This window comes from Gymnodinialimonas phycosphaerae, from assembly GCF_019195455.1.
GTDB lineage: Bacteria > Pseudomonadota > Alphaproteobacteria > Rhodobacterales > Rhodobacteraceae > Gymnodinialimonas > Gymnodinialimonas phycosphaerae.
This window is the reverse complement of sequence record NZ_JAIMBW010000001.1, coordinates 1100571-1124835: the sequence shown is the minus strand read 5'-3', so window position 1 is coordinate 1124835 and position 24265 is coordinate 1100571. Positions and strand designations below refer to the sequence as shown.

Sequence of the window (24265 nt, the reverse complement as noted above, 5' to 3'; positions counted from 1 at the left end):
CAGAGCATGGAGGGCGAACCCATGCAGTCGGTTCGGTCTATCGCAGAAGAAATCGTGTCCCGCGAAGGAGGCTTCGTCAATGATCCCGACGATCCGGGCGGGGCGACAAAGCACGGCGTGACGATCCACACGATGCGGGCCCTGGGCCTTGATCTGGACGCCGATGGCGACGTTGACGTGGACGATGTTCACCTCATTACGCCAGAAATCGCCACGGATCTATTCCTGGAACACTACTATAGCCGCCCCAACATTCATATGCTGCCCGAGCCGCTTCAGGCGAGCGTCTTCGACATGCAGGTCAACGCGGGCTCCAACGCGGTGCGGATCCTGCAACGGCTTCTGCGCGACATGGGTCTTGATATCGCCCTGGACGGCGCGATCGGCCCCCAGACCGCGCGTGCGGCCCATGCGGCGTTCTCGGATGCGCCCGATCACCTTGTAGATGCCTATGGCATTGCGCGGCGCAATTACTACTACCGGATCGGGGACCGCAGGCCCGCCTCGCGCAAATACGCGCGCAGGCGTGATGGCGGCAAGGGGGGATGGATCGTGCGGGCGGAAGAGTTCATTTCGCCGCGCTATCATCTGACGCTGGCACAGCACCGGGATCGGACCGCGTCATGGGGTTGATCGATCGCGCCCTGGGCGGGGGGCAAACCGTCAGCACCATCGGCGACGCCGCAGAGGGCCTGTCGGAGGTTTTCGTGCCCAATGCCACCCGCGCCATGGAACTGGCCGCCGAAATCCATCAGGCGACGCTGGAGACCGCCTCGGCCGAGTTCGAATACGCGGGCACAGGCTGGTTCGACCGCATGATTAATGGCCTTAACCGTTTGCCACGCCCGATGCTGGCGCTGGGAACCTTGGGCCTGTTTATCTACGCCATGGCTGAACCCGTGGGATTCTCGGAACGGATGGTCGGCTTGCAGGAAGTGCCCGAACCGCTTTGGTGGCTTTTGGGGGCGATTGTCAGCTTTTACTTCGGGGCGCGCGAATTGCATTACTCGCGCGATGAGCGGCCCCGACAGGAAGGCGCCGCGCGCCCGTCCTTGCGCGACCGCTTGGGCAATGTCTTCCAGCGCCGGCGTTCCCAGCCTGATCCAGGGCAGCCCGCCCCGCAAGCGCCGGACAATCCAGCGCTCTCGGAATGGCGCGACGCGGATTAACCGGTGGGTCGGGCGCGCAGGTCTTCGGGACGGGTGCCCGAAAGCGCCCCCAAGGCCACGCTCATCACGCCTGTTGCGTCCTGCAGCAGGCGTTTTGGCAGGTGCTCGTCGGGGGCATGTTGTGAGCAGCTGGGGAAGGAATGGGGCACCCAGACCGTGGGCAGCCCCAGGCCATCACAGAAGATGTCATTCGGCAAGGAGCCGCCAAGGGCGGGCAAGATCACCGGCGCGCTGCCGGTGCCCTCGGTGATCGCCGCGGCGATCAGCTGCGCGGCGGGATGGTCAACGGGGGTCTGGCTGGCGGCAAAGAACGGGCCTTCCTGGGTAATCTGCACATCGGCAAACCCATGGGCGTCGAGGTGGCTGCGCAAGGTGGCCTCCAGCCGGGTGTCGTCGGTGCCCGGTGCAAACCGCAGTTGCACCCAGGCTGAGGCGCGGGGCGGGATGGCATTGACCGGCGCGGGCGGATCGCCCGCGTGCAGGGCCAGCACCTCGGCCGAGGACCAGGCGTGAATGCGCTCGGCCGGTGTCAGGCCGGGCGCGCCCCAGTCCGCATCGATCGCACCGCCCGCAGGCGTCAACCCGGCCAAGGCCTGGCGCGTGGCGTCAGGGATGGTGCCCGGCGTCCAGTCGGGGATCTGGATCGCGCCGGTGCGATCGGTGATGCAGGCCAGCGCATGAGCCATCTCCAACGCCGGGTTGCGCAGCGCGCCGCCGAAGTTGCCGGAATGCCGCCCCGCGTCGCGCCGCACCAGATCAAGCCGGAAGGTCGCGCCGCCGCGCGCGCCCAGAAAGACCGTCGGGCGGTCAACGGCCACTCGGGGCCCGTCAGAGGCCAGCAGCATGTCAGCGGCCAGCAGATCGGCATGGGTCTGGCAAAACGTGGCCAGGCCCGGTGAGCCGATTTCCTCGCCCATCTCGATCAGCCACGTGACATTCGCGCCCAACCGCCCGCGCTGCGCCAGCACCGTTTCCACCGCCGTCAGGTTTACCAGGAATTGGCCCTTGTTGTCGGCAATCCCACGCCCAAACCAATCCTCGCCGATTTGCGTCAGGGTCCATGGGTCAAGGTTATTGCGCCAGCGTCCGGCCATGCCGGAGACGACATCGCCGTGGGAATAGCTGAGGATCGTGGGCAGGTCCGCGCCCTCAAGTCGTTGCACCACCAGAAAGAGGTGGCCGTCCTGCGTGTGGCGCGTGACGGAAAAGCCCAAAGCGGCAAACCATTGGCTGATGTGGTCCAGATAGGCCGATAGGTCAGGCCCAGACTCTGGCACCGTTGCATCGGTTCGAAAGCCGATCAACTCCGCCAGGCGACGCTTGAAATCAGGGGTTTGCGCGGCCGTAATCCCGGCCTTGTAGAGCGTTTGGGTCATGGCCGCAGTCTAATCGGAGCACGCGTCGCTGTGCACGCGGAAATTGTTTGCGACCACACACGACCCAAGACCATAACCGCGCCGCACCCCGCTACCGCGTTCTGATCTGGGCATCTCGGATCAGGGCCGCCAAGCGATAGAAGCCATGGACCATTTTCGAATAGGGCGTGGTCAGGAAAAACGCCAGCACGGTGCCCAAATGCAGTGCCAGAAGCGGTGCGACAAGGGCGGTGCCCGTGGCCGCGTATAGCATCAGGCCCGTTGCCCCCGTTGCCCCCAAAAGGCCCACGAACGCCATTTCCCCGCCCCAGACGGAGGGTGCCCCAAGCGCGCGGTCGGCCTTGGTCTTCAGCCACGCCAGCGAGACCGCACCCAAGGTCAACAGAATGCCGCCGGGAATACCAAACAGCTTCGGCAGGCTGAACAGGCCGTAGGGGGCCTCCATCCCGAAGCCATAGTGCAGAAGCGTGCCACTGGAGGTCGAGGCGAAGCACAGAAGAAAGCCATACATCACGGCGTGGTGGGCATGGCGGCGAGCCTGCGTGTAGCGGTCGCCTTCCTCATAATTGCACCCCTTCGCGGCACCGCCCGACAGGTTCTTCAGCCGCGCCGCATCGCCAAGGGCGGCCTTCAGATCGCCCCCTGTGATCCGCGTGCCGCCGACCTCGGACCAGTAGCGGCGCAGGCCCACGGCGATCACGGCCAGCGGAAACAGGAAGGCGGGCGCGAAAATCGCGACCATCGCGGCGTGCGAGAGGTAGGCGTAGAACCCCTCACCATCGGTCGGGGTCAGCGCGCTTATCGCCCAAAACAGGGCCGCAATGCCCACGACAAGGGCGGCGGCCAAGGAAACGCCCGAGGTCTGGAACACCCGCGCCAGGGCACCGGGCCAGGCAAAACGCTCCCACCCGTCAACGCGCACCTCGGCCAGCACGGCGGGCAGGTTCAGGGCGAATTCATGCGGTTCGGTGTATTGGCAGGCGTAGTAGCATCCCCGGCAGTTGTGGCAGAGGTTTGCGAGCTGCGTGATGTCGCCGTCCGCAAAGGCGCGTTCGCGGGTGATCGCGGGAAAGACCGAGCAGTAGCCCTCGCAATAGCGGCAGGCGTTGCAGATTTCCACCTGACGGCGGGCCTCTTCGGTGAGTGAAAGGGTAGGGGGATGATCAAGCGACATGGGCAGCGGCCTCCTGTCCTGCGATGCGTCCGAAGACGGTGCCAATGGTCATGCCGAAGCCGGCCAGATAGCCTTCGCCAAGGATCGAGCCTGCCATCATCTCGCCAGCGGACCAGACATTGTCCAGCGGGCCTGCGGGGCCGGACACCCGCGCCGTCTCGTCCACACGCAGGCCGAGGTAGGTGAAGGTGACGCCCGGGCGCAGGGAATAGCCATAGAACGGGGCCTGCGTGATGGGGCGCGCCCAGTTGGTCTTGGGCGGGCTGAGGCCCTCGGTCGCCAATCCGTCCAGTTCCGTTGGCATGAACTCCCCCTCACGGCAGGCGGCGTTGAAGGTCTCGATCGTGTCGCGTAGTTTTGCGCCTGAAATGCCAAGCTTCTGCGCCAGCCCGTCAATCGTGTCCGCCGTTTCGGGCGGGTAGACCGAGGGCATGAAATCGTGGATCGATTTGGCATCGATGATGCAATAGGCCACCTGCTCGGGCTGTGCGGCGACAAGGCGGCCCCAGATGGCATAGCGCTTGGGCCAGACGTCTTCGCCCTCATCATAGAACCGCTCGCCGTTCTTGTTGACCACGACCGAGAACGGCACGCAATCGAGCCGCGTGACGATACCGCCGTCGTATTGCGGCGCGCGCCCGTCGATGGCGACGGCATGGCATTGTGTGGGATCGCCCACGCTTTGCGCGCCCTGATCCAGCATGTCACGCAGCACCACGCCGCGATTATAGGGCGTGCCGCGGATCAGGAAATTGCGCGCGGCAGGGCCCCAGGCGTCGGCCAGCCAGTCCAGATCGGCCTGGAATCCGCCCGAGGCCAGCACCAGCGCGCGCGCCTTCAAACGCGTCGTGGTGCCGTCGAGGGTCACGTCCAACCCGGTGAACGCATTGTCCTCGATCGCGATATGGGTGACCTCTGCGTCGTAGGCGACGGTGACGCCAAGGTCTTGCGCCGTGTTGTAATAGGCATTCACAAGCGCCTTGCCGCCGCCCAGGAAGAAGGCGTTGGTGCGCGACAGCGACAGGGTCCCCGACAGCGATTTCTGAAAGGCGACGCCGTGGGCCTCCATCCACGGCAGACACGCTTCCGAGGCGCGGATCGTCATGCGGGCCAGCGCTTCGTCGGTCTTGCCCTTGGTCACGCGCAACAGGTCGTCGAAGTATTCCTCTTCCTCGTAGCTGCCCGTCAGCACCGACAGGGGCCCTTGGTGCATACAGCGAAAGTTGCGAGTGTGGCGCGAGTTACCGCCCCGGTACGCCTTCGGGGCGCTTTCCAGGATAAGCACACGCGCGCCTGTTTCCGCCGCCTCGATGGCGGCACAAAGGCCCGCATTGCCGCCGCCGACCACAATCAGGTCCCACAGCGTTTGGGTCAGGTCGCTCATGGCGCTAGGCCTCCGCGCAGTTGCTTCAGGCGTGCGCGGTGTGCAGCCTCGATATGCTGGCGCATAGCGGCTTCCGCCGCATCGCCGTCATGAGCCTTGAGCGCATCGATGATCGCGGCATGTTCGGCCAGCGCCCCCGCCGCGCGGTCCGCCTCTTCCAGCGTCGACGGGCCAAGGATCAGCAACGTTTTCTGGATCGACTGCACCGAGCGGACGAGAAACCGATTGCGCGCCGCGTTCAACAGCACCGCATGGAACCGCGCGTTCAGGGTGAACAGACCCGCGACATCGCCGGGAATGTCGGCCATGGCGTCATTGATCGCGGCAAGCTCTTCCGTTTCGCTGTCGTAGGCGGCGCGGGCGGCAAAGCGGGCGGCGGTGCCTTCCAGAATGGCGCGCATCTCGTAAAGCTCGGTGATTTCGGCGTAGTCCAGTGCACGGATCGTAGCGCCCACGCGCGGCGTGTGGATGACAAGCCCATCGGCTTCCAACGCGCGGATCGCCTCGCGAACCGGCGTGCGGCTGATGCCAAGACGCGTCGCCAGATCCGTCTCGGTCACACGGTCGCCGGGACGCAACGCGCCGCTGCGGATCTCGGCCAACAGACGCGCATAGGCGTCTTGCCCTTGCGAGGCGTCGTGGGGTTTCGGGTCAGACATACAGGCTGCCATTTCAGGGTTTCGAAATTGCATACACTTGGATACACTTGAATGCAACACGTGCGGAATCGTCATGACATCTTTCAAAAACAGCCCCCTGCAACAGCGCGGTGTGACCCTTGGCCTGGCGGTGATTGGCACGGCGCTGTTCTGGCTGACGGGCCTGCCGCTGCCGTTTCTGTTTGGTCCGATGCTGGCTTGCCTGATCGCCGCGCTGGCGGGGGTGCCGTTGAGGGGGATGGGACAAGTCTCGGTCGCGGCGCGTACGATCCTGGGCGTGGCCGTCGGGGCCTCGATCACGCCGGATCTGATCGGGCGCTTGCCGCAACTGGCGTTTTCCGTGGCGTTGATCCCGATTTATGTGGCGGTCATCGGGCTGATCGGCGTGCCGTTCTTTCGCAAGGTCTACAAGTTCGATTGGGTCACAAGCTGGTACGCGGCGATGCCGGGCGGCTTGCAGGACATGGTGATCTTCGGGACCGAGGCGGGGGGCGACCCACGCGCGCTGTCGCTGATCCATGCCACCCGCGTGCTGATCATCGTCACGGTCGCGCCGCTGATCCTGACCCTTGGGTTCGGCGTCTCGCTGAACAATCCCATCGGCGCGCCGGTGACGACGATGCCCCTGCACGAGCTGGGGTTGATGGTGGTGGCGGCCCTTGTGGGCTGGAAGGGCGGTGAGCGGATCGGCCTTTTCGGGGCGTCGATCCTGGGGCCGATGATCGTAACCGCGATCCTGTCGCTGTCCGGCCTGATCCACGTGCGCCCGCCCGCCGAAGCGATCCTGGTGGCGCAATTCATGATCGGGATCGGGATCGGCGTGGGCTATGTCGGGGTCACGCTTTACGAGTTGCGCCGCGATGTGACCTCGGGCGTGCTGTTCGTTCTGATGTTGGCGGCGCTGGCCGCCGGATTCACCGAGGTCGCCTATATGCTTGGCCTGGCCCCTCCGGTCGAAAGCTTCCTGGCCTTCGCCCCCGGCGGGCAAGCGGAAATGACCGTGCTGGCCATTGTGGCGGGGGCCGATCTGGGCTTTGTCATTGTGCATCATCTGACCCGGATCGTCATTGTCATCACCGGCGCCCCCATTGCGGCGCGGCTGTTTCGGGTCACGGACCGCGCGGCATCTGACCGTGGCTCTAACAACGGAGACACCACATGACTTTCACCACACGGCCCGAACTGTCGGGCACCTTCGGGATGGTCACGACGACTCATTGGCTCGCCTCGGCATCCGGCATGAAAATGTTGGAGATGGGCGGATCGGCGGCCGATGCGGCGGCGGCGGCGGGCTTCGTGCTGAACGTTGTAGAGCCGCACTTGAACGGCCCTCTGGGCGACATGCCCGCGATGATCTGGCCTGCGGGCGATGAGGCACCGACGGTCGTCTGCGGCCAAGGCACCGCGCCCGAGGGGGCCACGATCGACCATTATCGGGGCGAGGGGCTGGACCTGATCCCCGGCTCGGGCCTTTTGGCCACGGTGGTGCCGGGCCAGTTCGATGCCTTCATGCTGATGCTGCGCGACCATGGCCGCTTGCCCCTGCGCGAGGTGATGGCCCCCGCGATCTACTACGCGCGGCACGGCCATCCGATCCTGCCCCGTGTGGCCGCAACCATCGCCGATATGGCCGATGTCTTCCGGGACGAATGGCCAACCTCTGCGCCCGTATTCCTGCCCGGTGGCCATGCGCCCGAGCCGGGGACATTGTTCAAGAACGAGATGCTGGCGGATTTCTGGGACCGTCTGGTGACCGAGGCGGAGGCCGCCACGGGTCACGAGGCGCAGATCGAGGCCGCGCGCATCGCCTTTCACGAAGGCTTCGTGGCCGAGGCTATCGACGACTACCTCAAGAATGCCTGTGTCATGGACGCGACCGGCGCGCGGCGCAAAGGCGTGATGACGGGCGACGACATGGCGAAATGGCGCGCCAGCTACGAGCCCGCCTTACGCGTGCAACACTCCGGGTGGGACGTCTTCAAATGCGGGACATGGACCCAAGGGCCGGTACTGTTGCAATCGTTGCAGATGCTGGCAGGCGACGACATCGCCGCGCTGGACCCGGTGGGCGACGCTTTCGTGCACCGTGTGACCGAGGTGCTGAAACTGGCCTTTGCCGACCGCGAGGCCTACTACGGCGACCCGGACCACTTCGATGTGCCGGTAGACACCTTGATCTCTGCGACCTACGGGGCCGAGCGGCGCGCGCAGATCGGCGACAAAGCCTCGCTTGATCAACGCCCCGGTGCCATCGCGGGCCATGAAGCGCTGGCGCAAGCCTTCCTTGCCCGTGCCACCCGCCCGCCGGTGCAATCCGACGGCATCGGGATCGGTGAGCCGACCATGGCGCATCTGACCGAAAAGCGGGGGGACACCGTGCATATCGACGTGGTGGACCAATGGGGCCTTGCGGTCTCGGCCACGCCGTCAGGGGGCTGGCTGAAGTCGAACCCGGTCATTCCGGGCCTTGGCGTGCCTCTGAACACGCGCGCGCAGATGTTCTGGCTGGACGAGGGCCTGCCCACCTCGCTGGCGCCCGGCCGACGCCCACGCACGACCCTGTCGCCGTCGATGGCGCGCAAACCCGATGGGACGCGGGTTGCCTTCGGCACGCCCGGCGGCGACCAGCAGGACCAGTGGCAGTTGACGTTTCTGTTGCGCCTGATCCACCACGGCATGAACCTGCAAGAGGCCATCGACGGCCCACTGTTCCACACCGGACACCTGCAGGCGAGCTTCTTTCCGCGGGGCACCAAGCCGGGCCACCTGATGGCCGAGCCGCATTTCCCGGCGGCAACGCTCGACGCGCTGCGCACGCGCGGCCACAAGCTGGAGGTGTCAGAGCCCTGGGCCATCGGTCGCCTGACTGCCGCCTCTCTCAGCCCCGACGGAATGCTGAAAGCCGCCGCGACGCCGCGCCTGATGCAGGCCTATGCGATCGGGCGTTAGACCGGACGCGTCTGCGCGCTAGGCAGAGACATCAGCCAACGGCAGGCGCAGGGTCACCGCGAGGCCGCGCTGCTGGTCGGTGTCCAGGTGCAACGCGCCGCCGTGCCGCTCGGCCACCGCCTCGGCGATCGACAGGCCAAGGCCGCTGCCCTCTCCGGGGGAGGCCTGGCCGAAGCGTGACAGCACCGTCTCGATGTCGGCAGGGTCCAGCCCCACGCCGTCGTCGGCCACGCTCACCACGGCATTGTTGCCCTGTCGCGTCAGGCGCACTTGTACCTGGCTTAGCGCCGCACCGCCATGTTTCAGCGCGTTGTCGACCAAGTTGGTGATCGCCTCTTCCACCATCACCGCGTCGGCGACGACATTCGTCTGCCCCGGCCCAAGATCAGCCGAGATCCGGACGCCACGCGCCGCCGCTTTCGGCTGGAAGCCATCTACGATGTCGTTGATCATTGCCCCCATCTCCAGCGTGCTGTCGAATGCGCCCTCGGGTGCTGCGCGCACGCGCTCCAACGTCAGAAGCTTGTTGGCCAGGTCACTGGCCCGCCGCGCGGCGTGCAACAGCTCTTCCGTGCGGTCCTGCATGGCCACTTGGGTCGGCGCGGTTTGCACGGCCTCGGCCATTGCCAGCACGCCCGCAATCGGATTGCGCAACTGGTGAGCTGCGTTGGAAATCAGCGCAGTCTGTGCTTCCATCGTCCGCTCCACCTGCCCGAACAGCGTGTTGAGCCGAGTCACAAGCCCGCGCGTCTCGGGCGGGACGGCGCGGCGGATCGGGCTTAGATCATCGGAAGAGCGCCGCGAAATAGCGTCTTCCAGATCCAGAAGCGGGCGCAGGCCAAGGCTGACGCCGAACCAGACGACCAGGGCCACCGATCCGATCAGCACGGCAATTACCGTGAAGGTACGCAGCACAAGGTCCTGCACGAAGGCGCTTCGCACGGCCACATCCTGCCAGACGGTATAGGTGAACGCCCCGTTGATGCCGTCGATTGTCGTGACCGAACGGTAGCGCAGTACCCGCACATCGCGGCTGTGGTACCGGCCGTCGAAGAAAGTCACTTCCTCCTCGGATCCGATGGGCGCGTCGAGTGATACGGGCGGGGTGGCGTAGCCCAGGACGTATATGCCGTCGGGGGCGTAGACGTGGTAGAACACCGGCCCGCCAGAGGTATCTTGCAGCAGGTCCGTTGTCTCCAGCGAAATCGCGTCCCCATTGCTGAGCGCCACATCGGCCGAGATCGCCAGAGCAGCCGACAGAAGGCTGCGGTCAAAGAGGTCGGCTGCCTTGGTGCGCGCGTCGCTGACCTGCCACGCACCCACCGCCGCGCCGATCGCCAGAAGCGGCAGCAGGATGATCAGCGTCAGACGCAGCCGCAGAGAGGTCGAGGTCACACCTGCGCCTCCGCGATCAGCGCATAGCCAAGCCCACGGCTGACCACGATGGCAATCCCGTGCGGCTTGAGCCGTTTGCGCAGGCGCGAGATATGCGCCTCGATCGCCGCTTCATCCACGTCGCTGCCGGTGCCGTAGGTATGTTCCAGCAATTGCGACTTGGAGACATTGCGCCCGTCGGCTGCCATCAGCGCCTCCAGCAGACTGACCTCGCGTCGCGGCACCGTTTGGGGCGTGCCGTCGATCTCGACCTGTCGCGCGTCGAGGTCCAGCACCAACGGTCCAAGGGTCAGCGCCTTGCGGAAGGGCAGGGGCTTGCGGCGCGACAGCGCCCGGATGCGCGCCTCCAATTCGACCATCTCGAAGGGCTTCACAAGGTAGTCATCCGCGCCCGCATCCAACCCCCGAACCCGGTCGGCGGTATCCGCCCGCGCGGTCAGCAACAGGACCGGGCGGTCATCGCCGCGCGCCCGCAGTCCCTTGAGCAGGTCGATCCCGTCGCGTCCGGGCAGGTTGATATCAAGGATCACCAGGTCCGCCTGGTCCGTGCGCAGGTAGCTTTCCGCCGCCTCCCCGTCGTCCAGCACGTCCACCGCATGGCCTGCATCTTGCAGGCGATAGGTGATCCCCCGCGCGAGGCTGGCGTTATCTTCCACAAGAACAATGCGCATTCCGATAAACTTTCGTGCGGGGCTGCAAGCTTCAGGCAAGGTTCGCAGGTGACACCCGACACATCAAGCGGGGAAGATGCCCCGAGATTGAAGGAAAGCGTGGCCAGACCCGGGAGGGAGATGTGCCACGTTCCATGGGAGGATACTATGACGACACTGAAATCCATGCGCCGCACGGCGCAGGCCTTGCTTGCGGGCACGGCAACACTTGCATTGTCCACGGCGGCACAGGCGCAAGACGTCGATTATACCGGCGAGACGATTGAATTCGTGATCCCGTTCTCGGAATCCGGCGGATCCGCGCGGTGGGCAAACTTCTTCGCCCCGCTGCTTTCTGAAGCGCTGCCCGGCCAGCCCACCGTCGTCGTGCGCTACCGTCCCGGTGCCGGCTCCACCACCGGTGCCAACTGGTTCCAGGACCAGGACGTTGTCGATGGCACCGTGATCTTCGGCACGTCCGGTTCCACGCAGTTCCCCTATCTTCTGGGCGATCCCCGCGTGCGTTATGAGTACAACGACTGGCAGGTCGTACTGGCCTCGGGCACCGGCGGTGTCGCCTATCTGCCGCCAGATATGGCCGCGATGATGGACGGCCTTGACGCGACGGGCCTGCAAGACACCGACTTCATCTGGGGCAGCCAGGGCGCGACGCGTCTGGACCTGGTGGCCAACCTTGCCTGGGAAATGCTTGGCATGAACGTGGAGCCTGTTTTCGGCATCGAAGGTCGCGGCGATGGCCGCCTGATGTTCGAGCGGGGCGAAGCCAACATCGATTACCAGACCTCGTCCGCCTACCTGCGTTCGGTCGTGCCGATGGTGGAAGAGGGCCTTGCCGTGCCGATGATGTCCTGGGGCGCCCTGGATGGCGAAGGCAACATCGTTCGCGACCCCACATTTCCCGACATGCCAACATTTGCAGAGGTCTGCGAAGCGACACCCGCCTGCGAGACCGAGGGCCCCGTTTGGGAGGCCTGGCGCGCGTTCTTCATCGCCGGGTTCCCGGCCCAGAAGATGGTGTTCCTGCCCGAGGGCGCGTCGCCCCAAGTGGTCGAGACCTTCGCGCAGGCCTTTGACGAGGTCATCGCCCGCCCTGATTTCCAGGAGCTGGCCGAAGCCACTTTGGGAGACTACCCGCAGATGACCCGCGGTGCCGCAGAGGCCGCGTTCCAACTGGGCACCCAAGTGCCGCAGGAGGCGCGCGACTATGTCGTGAATTGGCTGGAAGAAAGCTACGGCGTTACCTTGAACTAATGCCGATCGGCCCCGCTGGATATCCGGCGGGGCCGTTTCGCCTTTGACAAACGCACCTCACTGAAAACCGACGGGCGGCCCGATGGACCTTCTTGCAACAGCGCTTCCGGCGCTTGGCGAAGCCTTTTCCCTGATCGTTCAGCCGGAACAGATCATGTTCCTGATGATCGGCGTGCTCCTGGGCCTGTCGGTCGGCGTATTTCCGGGCCTTGGCGGTATCGCGGGCCTGTCGCTTGTGCTGCCGTTCATCTTCGGGATGGACCCGGTTTCGGGCCTTGCGCTGATGGTCGGCCTGATCGCGGTGGTGCCCACATCCGATACTTTCGCCTCGGTTCTTCTGGGCATCCCCGGCTCTACCGCGAGCCAGGCCACGGTACTCGATGGCTTTCCGCTGGCCAAAAGGGGCGAGGCGGCGCGCGCGTTGGCGGCGGCCTTCGCCTCATCGCTTTTCGGGGGCATACTGGGCGCAATCATCCTGACTTTCTTCATCCTCATCGCGCGCCCCCTGATCCTTGCGTTCGGCACGCCCGAGATGTTGATGATCACGCTTCTGGGCCTGTCCATGGTCGCGATCCTTGCGGGCCGTGTGCCCCTGAAAGGCGTAGCCGCCGCGGGCCTTGGCCTGATGATCGGCACCATCGGCGAATCCGACGCCTCGGGCAGCCTGCGCATGGCCAGCTACTCCATTCCCTACCTGACCGACGGCATCAAACTGGTGATCGTGGGTCTTGGCATCTTCGCCATCCCCGAGATCATTGCCCTGTTGCGTCAGGATCGGGCGATTTCGCGCAGCGGGGGTCTTGGGTCCGGCTGGTTCCAGGGTATCCGCGATTGGTGGGCCAACATCTGGTTGTCGGTCCGCTCGGCTTTCATCGGGGTGATCGTGGGCGTGATCCCCGGCCTCGGCGGATCGGTGGTCGATTGGATCGCCTACGGCTTCACGGTGCAGGGCGCCAAGGACAAATCACAGTTTGGAAAGGGCGATATTCGCGGTGTGATCGGACCCGAATCCTCCAACAACGCCAAGGAAGGCGGTGGCTTGGTGCCGACGCTGATCTTCGGCATTCCCGGCTCCGGCTCCATGGCCGTATTCCTGGGCGGAATCGCACTTCTGGGGTACGATCCCGGCCCGCACATGGTGCGCAACAACCTCGACATCACCTACACGATTGTCTGGTCGCTGGCGCTGGCCAACGTCTTCGGCGCGGGCCTGTGCATCCTTTTGTCGGGCCAGATCGCGCGGATCACCACGATCCGCTTCACGCTGGTCGCGCCCTTCCTGTTCATGCTGATCGCTTTCGCCGCGTTCCAATCCAGCCAGTCCCTTGGCGATCTGGTGATGCTTCTGGGCATTGGCCTTCTGGGCATCTTCCTGCGCCGGTTCGAGTGGTCGCGGCCTGCCTTCCTGATCGGCTTCGTGCTGTCGTCGCAGGCGGAAAGCTTTGCCAACCAGGCGGTCCAGATCTCCACCATCCGCTTCCGCAACGATTTTTGGTCGGGGATGGAGTATATCTTCTCTCCCGTCTCCATCGGCATCCTGATCCTTCTGGTGGTCTCGGTCATCATCGGTATTCGGCAAGGAAAGAAGATCCTCGGCAATGACACGCCGCCCACGGGCGCGAAGCGTGCGCCGCTGATGTTCCTGATCGCGGTGACGGCCTATGTCGCGGTTGCGGTCTATGATGCCTCCACCATCAATGTGCTGCGCGACAAGATCTTCCCAGTCACCATTGGCATCGTGACCCTGATCGCCTGCGCCGCCCTGATGGTGCGGATGATGGCACAACCCGAGACGGACGTGGTTTTCGCAGACCTTGAATCGGGCGGCGAAGATGCCGCGGCCCCCCACGGCCTCTGGTCCACGCTTGCCTGGTTCGCCTTCCTTCTGGGCCTCTCGGCGCTGGTGGGCTTCGTTCTGGCGCTGGCCGTGTTCCTTGTGTCGTTCCTGCGCCTGCGCGCAAATGTCTCTTGGGTGCGGGCCGTGATCTTGACGGCGATCGGCATCGGCGTGCTGGCGTTTCTTGGCGGCTCGCTCGGGCGCGACTTCCCGCCGGGCCTTTTGCAGGAATACGTGAACCTGCCGTGGCCGCTGACATGACGCTTCGCCTGCTGGCGCTACCGGGCGACGGGATCGGGCCCGAGATCACGGAGGCCACCTGCGCGGTGGTTCGCGCGGCGCTGAACGGCGTCCAGATCGACGTGGCGCAGATCGGCTTCGCGGCGTTAGAGGCTGCGGGCACCACGATCCCGGAAAAGGTGATCGCCAAGGCCCGTGCCGCCGACGGCGTGATCCTTGGCCCGGTGTCGCACAACGCCTATCCGCCCGTGGCCGACGGCGGGTTGAACCCCTCTGGCGTGCTGCGCAAGCAACTGGCGTTATTTGCCAACATTCGCCCCGCGCGCAGCCACCCGGCTGTCCCGACGCCCACCGGCCATGCCGTGGACATGGTCGTCGTGCGCGAAAACCTTGAAGGCTTCTACGCCGACCGCAACATGGAAAGCGGCCCGGCCGAATTCATGCCCGTGCCCGGCGTGGCCCTTTCGATGCGCCGGATTACCGAGGCCAATTCCCGCGCGATTGCCGAAGCCGGATATGCGCTGGCCCGCCGCCGGGGCAGCCGCCGCGTGGCGGTGATCCACAAGGCCAACGTCCTGCGCTTGAGCGATGGCCTGTTCCTCGACACCGTGCGCGACGTGGCGCGCAACTACCCCGAGATCGAGACGGATGAGCTTCTGATTGACGCCGCCGCAGCCCTTTTCGTGCGCGACCCGACCCGGTTTGACGTTGTCATCGCCACCAACATGTACGGCGATATCCTGTCCGATCTGGCGTCCGAGCTTGCCGGCGGCCTTGGCCTTGCGGCGTCCCTCAACCACGGCGCGGATCATGCGGTGGCCCAAGCCCAACACGGCTCTGCCCCAGATCTGGCGGGGCAGGGCGTGGCCAATCCGGGCTCACTCATCGGGTCGGCGGCGATGTTGCTCGATCACTTGGGCCAGCCGGACGCGGCCGCCCTGATCCAGAACGCGCTTTTTGCAGCGCTCTGCGCGCCCGCGACGCGCACCCCGGACCTTGGCGGTGCGGCCAGCACCGCCGCCATGACCGACGCCATCCTCACCCATATCGAACAGGCCAAACCATGACCCAACGCGCCATACCCTACCATTTCCTGCGCGGCGGCACCTCTCGCGGGCCGTACTTCAATCGCGCCGACCTGCCCGAGGACCGCGCGGCCCTGTCCGCCGTTCTCACGCAGGTGATCGGCTCGGGAAACCCGCGTAACATCGATGGCATCGGTGGCGGTGATGCGGTGACCTGCAAGGTCGCGATGCTCAGCCCCTCGAACGAAGACGTGGCGGACATCGATTATTTCTTCGCCCAGGTCGATATCATGGAACCGATGGTCGACTACAGACCGACCTGTGGCAATATCCTTGTGGGCGTGGGGCCTGCGGCGATTGAAATGGGGCTTGTGCCTGTCACCGACGACACGACCACGGTGCGGATCCGGGCCGTGAATACCGGCGCGCTGGTGGAGTCAGTGGTGCAAACGCCGGGCGGGCAGGTGACCTATGCAGGTGACACCCACGTCGACGGCGTGCCCGGCACCGCCGCGCCCGTGGCGTTGAACTTCCTGGATGTTGTTGGCTCCAAATCGGGGGCGATGTTCCCTACCGGGCGGCCCCTGGACGTGATCGACGGGGTCGAAGTGACCTGCATCGACGTCGCCATGCCGATGATGATCGCGCGCGCCGCTGATTTCGGCCTGAGCGGTCACGAGACGCAGGCAGAGCTGGCCGAGAACTCGGCGCTTTTTGAAAGGATGGAGCCTATCCGCTTGAAGGCGGGTGCGCTGATGGGGTTTGGCGATGTCTCCAAATCCGTCGTCCCGAAGATTGGCCTGATCGCCCCACCCCGAACGGGCGCCCATTTTGCGGCGCGCTATTTCATGCCGTGGACGACCCACCCGACGCTGGCTGTCACCGGCTCTCAATGTCTGGCGGCTTGCGCGTTGGCCCCCGGCACGGTGGCAGAGGGGATCGCCCGCCCCGTGGAGCGTGGCCCCGAAGTCATGCGGATCGAGCACCCGATGGGCGAGATGGAAGTGACGGTGGATTTCACGCGCCAAGGCGATACGCTTGATTTTCGCTCGGCGGGCGTGGTGCGGACAGCGCGGCTGATCGCCCGCGGAGAGGTGATGGTCAGCGATGAGTAACGCGATGAAAACCTTCGATATCCTTGCCCGAAGCTTCCTGAACGAAGAGGTCTCGACCTGCTTCGCCCTGTTGGGCGACGCCAACATGAACTTCGCCACGCGCCTGGCCGAAGGCGGATGCGAGATGATCTATGTCCGCCACGAGCATTGCGCCGCCGCTGCCGCCATGGCCTACGCGCGCAAATCGGGGCAGGTGGGTGTGGCCACCGTCACCTGTGGTCCGGGGTTGACCCAACTGATGACCGCATTGCCCGCCGCCGTGCGCGCGCGGTTGCCGATGGTGATCCTTGCGGGCGAGGCGCCGCTGAAAACGGGCTGGTACAATCAAGGCATCGACCACGCGCCCTTCGTGGTGGCAACAGGATCTGCCTATCACGCACTTCACCACGTGGACCGCATGCCCACAGCCATCCGTGATGCCTTCCTTCAGGCAAAACGCGAACGCCGCCCGGTGGTGCTTGGCGTGCCGTTTGATCTGCAAAACCAGCCATGGACCGGCGCGACTGCTCTGCCCGCGCCGTCGCGCGACCTTATGCCGATAGCCTCTCCGATCCCGCCGCACGCCGATGATCTGGACCGCGCGCGCAAGATGATCGAGGGTGCCGAAAGGATCGTCATCATGGCTGGCCTTGGCGCGGTGGAGGCCGGGGCAGGGCCCGCCTGCCGCGATCTGGCAGAGCTGTGCGATGGACTTCTGGCCACGACCTTGCCCGCACGGGGGGTGTTCCATGACGATCCCTTCAATCTGGGTGTTGCGGGCGGTTTTTCCACTGAAACGGCGCGCGAGTGTCTGGGCAAGGCCGATCTGGTGATCGGCGTGGGCACCTCCTTGGCGCATCACAACTCGGACGGGGGCAAGCTGTGGCCCAAGGCGCAGTTGCTCCAGATCGATACCGATCCAATCGCGATCAGCCAGGGCCGTGTCGCCGCATCGGCGCACCTGCGGGCCGACGCCAAACTGGGGATGGAGGCGCTTGTCGCAGCGCTTTCCAAACGCCCCGCTGTCTGGCGCAGCGGCGCGCTGGCCAACCGCATCGCCACGGCACCCGCCGACAGCGCCTCTTTCCCGCCAGAGCCCGGCCTGCACGACCCCCGCGACGCGGTCGCGGCATTTGAGGCGCATCTTCCGGGCGATTGGCAAATGGTGAATTCCTCTGGCCATTGCTCGTTCTATTTCGCCCAGATGCCCTCGCGCCCGCAGACGCATTTCCTGACGATCCGGGAATTCGGTGCCATCGGCAATGGCATCAGCTTCGCCATGGGGGTGGCCGCCGCACGGCCCGACGACACGGTCGTGATGTTCGACGGGGACGGCAGCCTTTTGATGCATATTCAAGAACTTGAGACGATTGCCCGCCATGGCCTTAACATCCTCATCGTGGTGCTGAACGACGGGGCCTATGGCTCGGAAATCCACAAGCTGCGCGCCAAGGGGATCTCGGACCAGGGGGCCGTGTTCGGCCGCACGGATCTGGCCGCCATCGCGCGGGGCTTCGGCGTAGGGGGGGAGACGATCACCGACCTTGCGGCGCTACCGGCGCTGATCGCGGATTTTGCAGAAAACGGTGGCGCGGCGATCTGGGATGTGCCGATCTCCGATCAGGTCGCCTCTCCGGTGATCCGCCGCGCCCATCCCAAGCATTGATCGGAGGTTCGCCAGATGCAGAGGCTGCCCGCATGAAAGTTCATATCCTGGACGATTGGTTCGATACCCTGCGCACGCTGCCCAGTTTCGCAAAACTGGATGCCCACCAGGTGACGGTCTGGAACGACCACACAGAAGACGTGGACCTGCTGGCCGAGCGCCTGAAAGACGCCGAGGCGCTTGTCCTGTTCCGCGAACGCACGCCCGTTTCCGAACCGCTTCTGGCGCGTCTGCCGACCCTCAAGCTGATCAGCCAGCGCTCTGTCTATCCCCATGTGGATGTCCCGGCCTGCACCGCGAATGGCGTGGTCTTGTGCTCCAACATGCACGCAGGCACGCCCTCGACCGCCGCGTCAGAGCATACGTTTGCCTTGATCCTCGCTTCCGCCCGGCAGATCCCGCAGCAGATGGCCTCGATGCAGGCGGGGCAGTGGCAATTGGCACCGGGGCAGACCCTGTCGGGGCGGCGCATCGGCCTCTACGGCTATGGGCGCATCGCCAAGCAGGTGGCGGGATATGCGCGCGCCTTCGGGATGGAGGTGGTCTGGTGGGCGTCCGAGGCTGGCCGGGCCCGCGCCGCCGCCGATGGCGAAACCGTTGCCGAAAGCCGTGCCGCGTTCTTTGCGGACTCGGACATCGTCAGCCTGCACGTCCGTCTGAAGCCGGAAACGCGCGGCATCATCACGGCTGCGGACCTGACGGCCATGAAACCAACGGCCAGCTTCATCAACACCTCGCGCTCGGGCCTTGTGGAGGCCGGGGCATTGCAGGCGGTGCTTGACGCAGGCCGCCCCGGCAGGCTTGCGCTGGATGTGTTCGATACCGAGCCGCACACCGACCCGGACGATCCCCTTCTGACGCACCCCAATGTCATCGTGACACCGCACATCGGCTACGTCACCGAGGATGAATTGAACCTGCAATTCAGCGATATTTACGATCAGATCAACGCCTATGCCGAGGGGGCGCCGATCCACATGATCAATCCCGAGGTCTGGCCCGGATGAGCGGGGGCCGCGCCCCTCGGACCCTAGCTGGTCGGCGATGCTGAGCCTTCTGCCCGAAGGGCTGAGCCTTGCCGCGTTCTGGATCACCATGGCGGCCAGTTTCGCGGGGTCCTTCATCACCGCCGCCTTCGGCATTGGCGGCGGGGGACTGTTGCTGGCGATCCTGGCCTCGATCGTGCCGCCCGCCGCCCTGATCCCGGTGCACGGCGTGGTGCAGGCGGGATCAAACGCAGGCCGCATGGTGATGCTGTGGCGAGAGATCTTCTGGCCCGCGCTGCCATGGTTCGCCGTCGGCACGCTGATCGGCGTGGCGATCGGCGGGGCGGTGGCGGTCGAATTGCCGCCGCAATACGTGCAGATCGGGGTCGGCGCTTTCGTGATCTACACCGTGCTTGCCCGCGCCCCGCGCTGGTTCAGCCGCTGGCCGTTGTTCACTGGCCTCATCTCCAGCTTTCTGACGATGTTTTTCGGGGCGACGGGCCTTTTCGTGGCCAGCTTCACCAAGTCCCACAAGCTGCCACGCCACGCCCATGTGGCAACCCACGCCACGCTGATGACCCTGCAACACGGGCTGAAGGTCGTGGCCTTCGGGGTGCTGGGGTTCGCCTATGCCGACTGGATCTGGGTCATCGCCCTGATGATCGGCGTGGGCCTTGTCGGGACCTATGCGGGCCGCTTGGTGCTGAACCGATTGACGGACGTACGCTTCGGCTTGACCCTGAATATCTTGCTGGTGCTGATTTCACTTCGCCTCATCTGGCAAGGGATCACCACCCCATGAGGAGACACCGATGACAGCTAACCTGGCCGACATCGCCAAGGACGGCGTGCTGCGCGTGGCGATCAACACCGGAAACCGGGCCCTGGTGCAGACGGAGGGGGGAACATTGACCGGCGTCAGCCCTGCCTTGGCCCGGCGACTGGCCGCCGCCTTGAACGTGACCCTGGAGCCGGTGATCTATTCCGGCGCAGGCAAGGTCTTTGCCGATGCCGAGCGTGACGTTTGGGACGTGGCCTTCCTGGCCATCGATGCAACGCGCGCCCGCAAGGTCAGTTTCACGCGGCCCTATCACGTGATCGAGGCAACCTATGCCGTGCGCGCCGCATCGCCCATTCAGGACGTGGTGGATGTGGATCAGGCGGGCACCCAGGTTCTGACCTCCACCGGTTCCGCCTACGATATGCATCTGTCTGCGAACCTGCATCACGCCGATCTGGCGCATTCCGGCACACCGCCCGAGAGTTTCGCGGAATTCCGGGACGGGCGCGGTGACGCCGTGGCGGGCGTTCGCGCCTCGTTGCACCGCGCTTTTGGCGCTGACGACGCCTTCCGGATCCTGCCAGGCGTGCTGACCCGCGTGTCGCAAGCCATGGTGCTCCCGGGCCCCGACAATGCAACGATCGAGCCCCTGGACAGCTTTGTAGGCGCTGCCATTGACGAAGGGTTTGTGGCGCAGGCCCTGGATCCGCGGGAGTGATCGTTTGGCCGGGGCGGGGCGGTCAAGGTCAGTCGCACGCCATTGGACCGCTTGTAAAATGGCGTCCTACTCCGCATAGAAAAACGATCATCAAGAACTTCGGCAAAGGCAGAACGGCATGACATCACGGGATAGAACGGCGATTGTGACGGGTGGGTTGTCTGGGATGGGCCTTGCGATCGCTCGCAGGTTGGTCAGCGACGGCACAGCTGTTGTGGTCGGCGCACGCAGCGCGGGCGATGCCGCGCGCGTCCGCGACGTCCTTGGGGCAGACAGCGCGCATATCCAAGCCGCCGCCCTGGACGTGCAATCGCGCGATAGCGTCGATGACTTCGTCGCACAGGTGGTCGAGGCCCATGGCGGCGTTGATATCCTGGTCAATGCCGCAGGCGTCTATGAAGAGGCCGCCGTGATCGATCATCCCGAAGACGTCTGGGACGATCATATCAACACCAACCTGAGCGGCACTTTCCGCATGATCCGTGCGGTGATGCCCCACATGATGCGCGCGCGCTGGGGACGGATCATCAACATCGCCTCGGTCGCGGCAAATAATGGCATGGCCAACAACGCAGCCTATTGCGCGTCCAAGGCGGGGCTTTTGGGACTGGGGCGCTGTGTCAGCCTTGAGGGCGCGGCGCATGGCGTCACCTGCGTGTCGATCAGCCCGACATGGGTCGAGACCGAGATGCTGCGCCGCTTCATCGATGCCGACATGGAAGCGACCGGGCAGAGCCTGGAAGAGGTCCGCGCCGAATACGCCAAGTCGAACCCGCAGAACCAGTTGGTTCAACCCTCCGAGGTGGCAGAGCTTGCGGCGTTCCTGGCCAGCGACGCAGCCCGCGCGCTGACGATGGAGGACTATCAGATCAACGCCGGATCCCTTTGGTAGTCCCGCGCGCGGCGCGCCAGCAACGCGTCGCCATCGCTGATCACGGCAAACGGCTGGTCGCTGACCTGCGCCCAGGCGGCACGGGCGGCGCTATTGTCGAAAGTTGAAGTGGCACGCAGCGTGTCCGGAAACTCGGTGATCACCTTGGCGATGCCCTCGGCAAGGGTGACCTTCGCCAGCCAGTCCGCCGGGGGCAGGGCGTGCGGGTCCTTCGGGACGACATGCGCGTCGGCCATGAGGTTATAGATCAGGGCGTCAGATGCCGTGACGGGGCCAAGCAGGAAGGCGGCGGCAGCTGTCACGTCGGTCATCGGAAATTCGAGCCCTTCCGGCATGTGCTCCGCCCGCAAGGACGCCTCCAGAATGATCTCGTAGATGTCGCGCGGGTTCGGCGCCTCCAGATCATAAAGCGATGGCAAGCGCACGATCGCTGCCGGAATACCCGCCGCGCGAATGGCGTCTTCCGCCGCGATCTTGGCCGCGCCATAGCCGGTGCAGCCGTCCCAGGGTTTCGCGGGGGCCTCGGGCCAGGGGCCGCCCCGGTCGGGAAAAACCGCGCTGGACGAGGTGAAGCGCAGGTCAGCGCCCGCATCGCCACAGAATGTCAGCACCGTATCCATCCCGCGGGCCGACCAATCCAGCATCTCGTCCCGCCCGATGGCAAGATTCACAATCGCCGCGCAATGTACGACTTTGCTGACGGAGCGGGCCAGCGCCGTGTAGGCATCCTGGGCCAGCGCGAAACGGGGCGCGTCAAGGGTGCCGTGAACGATCACGTAGCGCTCGGCCGCGACGCCATGGGCGAGGGCGGCCTCGGCCAAGCGATCCCGCGCGCCCCGGTTCTTGTCGCGCACAAGGCAATAGATGACTTCATCCGGGGGCAGATCGCGCGCCGCCTTGGCAAGAACGTGCCCGCCCAGAAAGCCGGTCGCGCCTGTCAGCAAGATGCCGGGGCGGTCGAAATCCTCTGCGGGGGCGGGGGCGTCGGCCTCTTGCGTCATCAGCTGGTCCAGCCGGTGCAGCGGCACATTCATCGCAAGGTCGAAGTCGATGGGAAGACCATAGGTCTTCTCAAGCTCCAGCATCAGCGTCACGCACATCAACGAGTCACCGCCCTGCGCGTGAAAACTCAGCGCCGGGTCGATGTCCGAGGGCGCGCAGGACATGGCCAGTGCCGCGGCGGCAATCACGGCGTCCTCGGCGTAGTGGGTGCCCTGGGCCTCTTCCATGACCAGGGGCAAAGCGCGCATATCCGCCTTGCCCGACACCGGGTGCAGGGGCAGGGCCTCCATCTGCACCAGGAAGGAGGGCACACAATAGGCGGGCAACACGGCGCGAAGATCGGCGGCAAGGGAGGCCGGGATCTTGTTGCTTCCCGCCACGATCCCCCAGTCATCGGCGTTGCGTTTGGCTTGCGCGGCGTCGGCGGCAAAGTAGAAGATCAGGCTTTGGCCACGACTACCGACTTCTGCCACCCAAGGGGCCGCGCTGGAAAAGGCGATCCGGTCGCGCATCGTGTCGGCCAGCTCTTTGGTCTGGATCGAAAATCCGCGCAACTTCAACATATGCGCAACGCGTCCTTCGATGTGCAGCGCGCCGCTGTCATCCACCCAAGCCTGATCGCCGGTGTCATAAAGGCGGGCCTTGCGTCCTTCGTGTGTCAGCTCCCGAAACCGCAAAAGCGTTTCTTCGGGCCGGTTCACATAGCCGGGGCCAAGCATCCGGGGGCCTTCGAAATGCAATTGCCCCGACGTGCCGGGCGGGCAGGGCCGGTCCTCGTGATCCAGAATGACGGCGCGCAGATGCTCCATCGGGACGCCCACGGATGCAGGTTTATCCCCTGCGGGTTCCGTCAAATGCGACATGCAGACATCGTGGGTTTCGCAAATGCTGTAGAGGTTCCAAAGCGCCGCGTCAGGCAGTTTGGCTAGGGACGACAGGATCAGGTCATCGCTGACCACCTCCCCATTCAGGACGACGCGATGGATCGGCAGGGCGGCGGCCTTGTCGGCGTCCAGGGCATTGAGGAAGGTGTCGTAGAAAGATGGGGTGAACAGCATCTCGTCAATATCATGGGCGATCAGGAAGTCGGCCAGCTTGGCCGGGGCGAAGAGGGTGCTGGCGTCGGGGAACCACAGGCCGGCCCCCTTGCGTAGGGGGCGGAACATCTCCCAGATTGCGAAAATGTAGATGCCGACGCGCATGTCGGGGTCGTAGGGGGTGAACTCATCACGCCAGGCATAAGACAGGTAGGCGGCATCCTGTGACACCGGAATGCACTTGGGGCGCCCCGTCGTGCCGGACGTGGCGACCAGATAGATCGGATCGGCCGGGTCTACGGTGGCCGCGTGCAACGTTCCATGGGGCGCGGGCGCTTCAGAAAGCAGGTCATTGGCATCAACCGTTTTACAATCGCCCGGCAGTTGCCCTGGTGCGGCGGCTTCACAGGTGACGATCACGCTGACCTGCAACTCGGACACGATGTTATGCAGCACCATCTGTGGCATCGCGGGGTCAAGATGGACGAAGGGGCGGCCATGGATAACACAGGCAACAGCACTCGCGCCCATCGCAACACCCGGAGAGCCGAAGATGCCGACCACCTGCCGCGCGTCCAGATGTGCACCCAGAGTCGAGACGAACTGGCCGAGCCTTTGGTAAGTGACCGTGCGCGCCTGATCTGACATGGCAGACCGATCCGGGAACTCGGAAACGGCACGCACGAGTTCGGCCGCAACTGATTGATGTGATGTCATAAGATCGGCTCCAGTTTCTGGCCAAACGCCTACCAGCAAACCTGCGAGAAAACAGTATGGCTTTTGTCCCTTTGGCGGACCAGCGCGTCAACTGTTAAGCAAGCGCCCCGACGCGCCACGCCTGACACGGCCAAGCTGGTCACGCCGAAGGGGCCGAATTCAGTGGCATCCTGCCTTCCATTTGGGAAGCATACCTCGCGTTTCAAGGCGCGCGCCACGTCCCGTCCGGGGCCCGTGGGCGT

Annotated in this window: 20 protein-coding genes; 13 read left to right on the top strand and 7 right to left on the bottom strand. The window is 65.1% G+C overall.

Translation table 11 applies throughout. The annotated features are described in order from the left end of the window. Positions 1-21: 21 nt before the first annotated feature. A complete protein-coding gene (locus KUL25_RS05490) occupies positions 22-633 on the top strand; it encodes a holin-associated N-acetylmuramidase (RefSeq protein ID WP_257892020.1) in 612 nt (203 codons plus the stop codon). Further along, the gene (locus KUL25_RS05485) at positions 624-1169 is read left to right on the top strand and encodes a holin family protein (protein WP_257892019.1); all 546 of its coding nucleotides are present in this window, start codon (positions 624-626) and stop codon (positions 1167-1169) included. Before KUL25_RS05490 ends, KUL25_RS05485 begins: the two co-directional genes overlap by 10 nt. Here KUL25_RS05485 and KUL25_RS05480 read toward each other — a convergent pair. From KUL25_RS05480 to KUL25_RS05465, 4 genes are all read right to left on the bottom strand, one after another. Beyond that, positions 1166-2545, bottom strand: a complete 1380-nt coding sequence (locus KUL25_RS05480; RefSeq protein WP_257892018.1) for a M20/M25/M40 family metallo-hydrolase — start codon at positions 2543-2545, stop codon at positions 1166-1168. The genes KUL25_RS05485 and KUL25_RS05480 overlap by 4 nt on opposite strands. 91 nt (positions 2546-2636) lie before the next feature. Continuing rightward, the gene (tcuB, locus tag KUL25_RS05475) at positions 2637-3719 is read right to left on the bottom strand and encodes a tricarballylate utilization 4Fe-4S protein TcuB (protein WP_257892017.1); all 1083 of its coding nucleotides are present in this window, start codon (positions 3717-3719) and stop codon (positions 2637-2639) included. Then, entirely contained in the window at positions 3709-5103 is a 1395-nt protein-coding gene (gene tcuA / locus KUL25_RS05470; RefSeq protein WP_282563148.1) for an FAD-dependent tricarballylate dehydrogenase TcuA, read from the bottom strand. The genes tcuB and tcuA overlap by 11 nt, the downstream gene beginning before the upstream one ends. Further along, positions 5100-5762, bottom strand: a complete 663-nt coding sequence (locus tag KUL25_RS05465) for a GntR family transcriptional regulator (RefSeq protein WP_257892016.1) — start codon at positions 5760-5762, stop codon at positions 5100-5102. Before KUL25_RS05465 ends, tcuA begins: the two co-directional genes overlap by 4 nt. Positions 5763-5835: 73 nt before the next feature. On the opposite strand from KUL25_RS05465, the gene KUL25_RS05460 reads away from it, so the two are divergent. Both KUL25_RS05460 and KUL25_RS05455 read left to right on the top strand, forming a co-directional pair. Next, positions 5836-6924, top strand: coding sequence for an AbrB family transcriptional regulator (locus KUL25_RS05460; protein ID WP_257892015.1), 1089 nt, complete (start codon positions 5836-5838; stop codon positions 6922-6924). Then, positions 6921-8711 carry a gamma-glutamyltransferase family protein gene (locus KUL25_RS05455; protein ID WP_257892014.1) on the top strand — a complete coding sequence of 597 codons (1791 nt, stop codon included), beginning with the start codon at positions 6921-6923 and terminating at the stop codon, positions 8709-8711. The genes KUL25_RS05460 and KUL25_RS05455 overlap by 4 nt, the downstream gene beginning before the upstream one ends. A gap of 18 nt (positions 8712-8729) precedes the next feature. Here the strand turns inward: KUL25_RS05455 and KUL25_RS05450 are convergent, their stop codons facing one another. Together KUL25_RS05450 and KUL25_RS05445 are read right to left on the bottom strand one after the other, a co-directional pair. After that, a complete protein-coding gene (locus KUL25_RS05450; RefSeq protein WP_257892013.1) occupies positions 8730-10106 on the bottom strand; it encodes a sensor histidine kinase in 1377 nt (458 codons plus the stop codon). Continuing rightward, positions 10103-10777: a response regulator transcription factor gene (locus KUL25_RS05445; RefSeq protein ID WP_257892012.1), complete on the bottom strand. Its 675-nt coding sequence runs from the start codon at positions 10775-10777 to the stop codon at positions 10103-10105. The genes KUL25_RS05450 and KUL25_RS05445 overlap by 4 nt, the downstream gene beginning before the upstream one ends. A gap of 147 nt (positions 10778-10924) precedes the next feature. Between KUL25_RS05445 and KUL25_RS05440 the strand changes: the two genes are divergently transcribed. From KUL25_RS05440 to KUL25_RS05400, 9 genes are all read left to right on the top strand, one after another. Further along, positions 10925-12028: a type 2 periplasmic-binding domain-containing protein gene (locus tag KUL25_RS05440; protein WP_257892011.1), complete on the top strand. Its 1104-nt coding sequence runs from the start codon at positions 10925-10927 to the stop codon at positions 12026-12028. Positions 12029-12110: 82 nt separating this feature from the next. Then, complete coding sequence (locus KUL25_RS05435; RefSeq protein ID WP_257892010.1) at positions 12111-14126, top strand: tripartite tricarboxylate transporter permease; 2016 nt, start codon at positions 12111-12113, stop codon at positions 14124-14126. After that, on the top strand, positions 14123-15172 hold the full coding sequence (locus KUL25_RS05430; protein WP_257892009.1) for an isocitrate/isopropylmalate dehydrogenase family protein: 1050 nt from the start codon (positions 14123-14125) through the stop codon (positions 15170-15172). Before KUL25_RS05435 ends, KUL25_RS05430 begins: the two co-directional genes overlap by 4 nt. Next, positions 15169-16245 carry a 4-oxalomesaconate tautomerase gene (locus KUL25_RS05425; protein ID WP_257892008.1) on the top strand — a complete coding sequence of 359 codons (1077 nt, stop codon included), beginning with the start codon at positions 15169-15171 and terminating at the stop codon, positions 16243-16245. The genes KUL25_RS05430 and KUL25_RS05425 overlap by 4 nt, the downstream gene beginning before the upstream one ends. Before the next feature lie 4 nt (positions 16246-16249). Next, complete coding sequence (locus tag KUL25_RS05420) at positions 16250-17890, top strand: thiamine pyrophosphate-binding protein (RefSeq protein WP_257892007.1); 1641 nt, start codon at positions 16250-16252, stop codon at positions 17888-17890. Positions 17891-17922: 32 nt separating this feature from the next. Then, positions 17923-18897 carry a D-2-hydroxyacid dehydrogenase family protein gene (locus KUL25_RS05415; protein ID WP_257892006.1) on the top strand — a complete coding sequence of 325 codons (975 nt, stop codon included), beginning with the start codon at positions 17923-17925 and terminating at the stop codon, positions 18895-18897. 37 nt (positions 18898-18934) lie between these two features. Next, entirely contained in the window at positions 18935-19678 is a 744-nt protein-coding gene (locus KUL25_RS05410; RefSeq protein ID WP_257892005.1) for a sulfite exporter TauE/SafE family protein, read from the top strand. Between the two features lie 10 nt (positions 19679-19688). Continuing rightward, positions 19689-20375, top strand: a complete 687-nt coding sequence (locus tag KUL25_RS05405; protein ID WP_257892004.1) for a transporter substrate-binding domain-containing protein — start codon at positions 19689-19691, stop codon at positions 20373-20375. A 118-nt stretch (positions 20376-20493) separates the two neighbouring features. Next, positions 20494-21267, top strand: coding sequence for an SDR family NAD(P)-dependent oxidoreductase (locus KUL25_RS05400; protein ID WP_257892003.1), 774 nt, complete (start codon positions 20494-20496; stop codon positions 21265-21267). Here KUL25_RS05400 and KUL25_RS05395 read toward each other — a convergent pair. Continuing rightward, a complete protein-coding gene (locus KUL25_RS05395) occupies positions 21240-24023 on the bottom strand; it encodes an AMP-binding protein (protein ID WP_257892002.1) in 2784 nt (927 codons plus the stop codon). The genes KUL25_RS05400 and KUL25_RS05395 overlap by 28 nt on opposite strands. Between the last annotated feature and the right edge of the window lie 242 nt (positions 24024-24265).

Coding starts and splice junctions, on each gene's coding strand:
- KUL25_RS05490 (WP_257892020.1), top strand. CDS start 22: ATGCAGTCGGTTCGGTCTATCGCAGAAGAAATCGTGTCCCGCGAAGGA.
- KUL25_RS05485 (WP_257892019.1), top strand. CDS start 624: ATGGGGTTGATCGATCGCGCCCTGGGCGGGGGGCAAACCGTCAGCACC.
- KUL25_RS05480 (WP_257892018.1), bottom strand. CDS start 2,545: ATGACCCAAACGCTCTACAAGGCCGGGATTACGGCCGCGCAAACCCCT.
- tcuB (WP_257892017.1), bottom strand. CDS start 3,719: ATGTCGCTTGATCATCCCCCTACCCTTTCACTCACCGAAGAGGCCCGC.
- tcuA (WP_282563148.1), bottom strand. CDS start 5,103: ATGAGCGACCTGACCCAAACGCTGTGGGACCTGATTGTGGTCGGCGGC.
- KUL25_RS05465 (WP_257892016.1), bottom strand. CDS start 5,762: ATGTCTGACCCGAAACCCCACGACGCCTCGCAAGGGCAAGACGCCTAT.
- KUL25_RS05460 (WP_257892015.1), top strand. CDS start 5,836: ATGACATCTTTCAAAAACAGCCCCCTGCAACAGCGCGGTGTGACCCTT.
- KUL25_RS05455 (WP_257892014.1), top strand. CDS start 6,921: ATGACTTTCACCACACGGCCCGAACTGTCGGGCACCTTCGGGATGGTC.
- KUL25_RS05445 (WP_257892012.1), bottom strand. CDS start 10,777: ATGCGCATTGTTCTTGTGGAAGATAACGCCAGCCTCGCGCGGGGGATC.
- KUL25_RS05440 (WP_257892011.1), top strand. CDS start 10,925: ATGACGACACTGAAATCCATGCGCCGCACGGCGCAGGCCTTGCTTGCG.
- KUL25_RS05435 (WP_257892010.1), top strand. CDS start 12,111: ATGGACCTTCTTGCAACAGCGCTTCCGGCGCTTGGCGAAGCCTTTTCC.
- KUL25_RS05430 (WP_257892009.1), top strand. CDS start 14,123: ATGACGCTTCGCCTGCTGGCGCTACCGGGCGACGGGATCGGGCCCGAG.
- KUL25_RS05425 (WP_257892008.1), top strand. CDS start 15,169: ATGACCCAACGCGCCATACCCTACCATTTCCTGCGCGGCGGCACCTCT.
- KUL25_RS05420 (WP_257892007.1), top strand. CDS start 16,250: ATGAAAACCTTCGATATCCTTGCCCGAAGCTTCCTGAACGAAGAGGTC.
- KUL25_RS05415 (WP_257892006.1), top strand. CDS start 17,923: ATGAAAGTTCATATCCTGGACGATTGGTTCGATACCCTGCGCACGCTG.
- KUL25_RS05410 (WP_257892005.1), top strand. CDS start 18,935: ATGCTGAGCCTTCTGCCCGAAGGGCTGAGCCTTGCCGCGTTCTGGATC.
- KUL25_RS05405 (WP_257892004.1), top strand. CDS start 19,689: ATGACAGCTAACCTGGCCGACATCGCCAAGGACGGCGTGCTGCGCGTG.
- KUL25_RS05400 (WP_257892003.1), top strand. CDS start 20,494: ATGACATCACGGGATAGAACGGCGATTGTGACGGGTGGGTTGTCTGGG.
- KUL25_RS05395 (WP_257892002.1), bottom strand. CDS start 24,023: ATGACATCACATCAATCAGTTGCGGCCGAACTCGTGCGTGCCGTTTCC.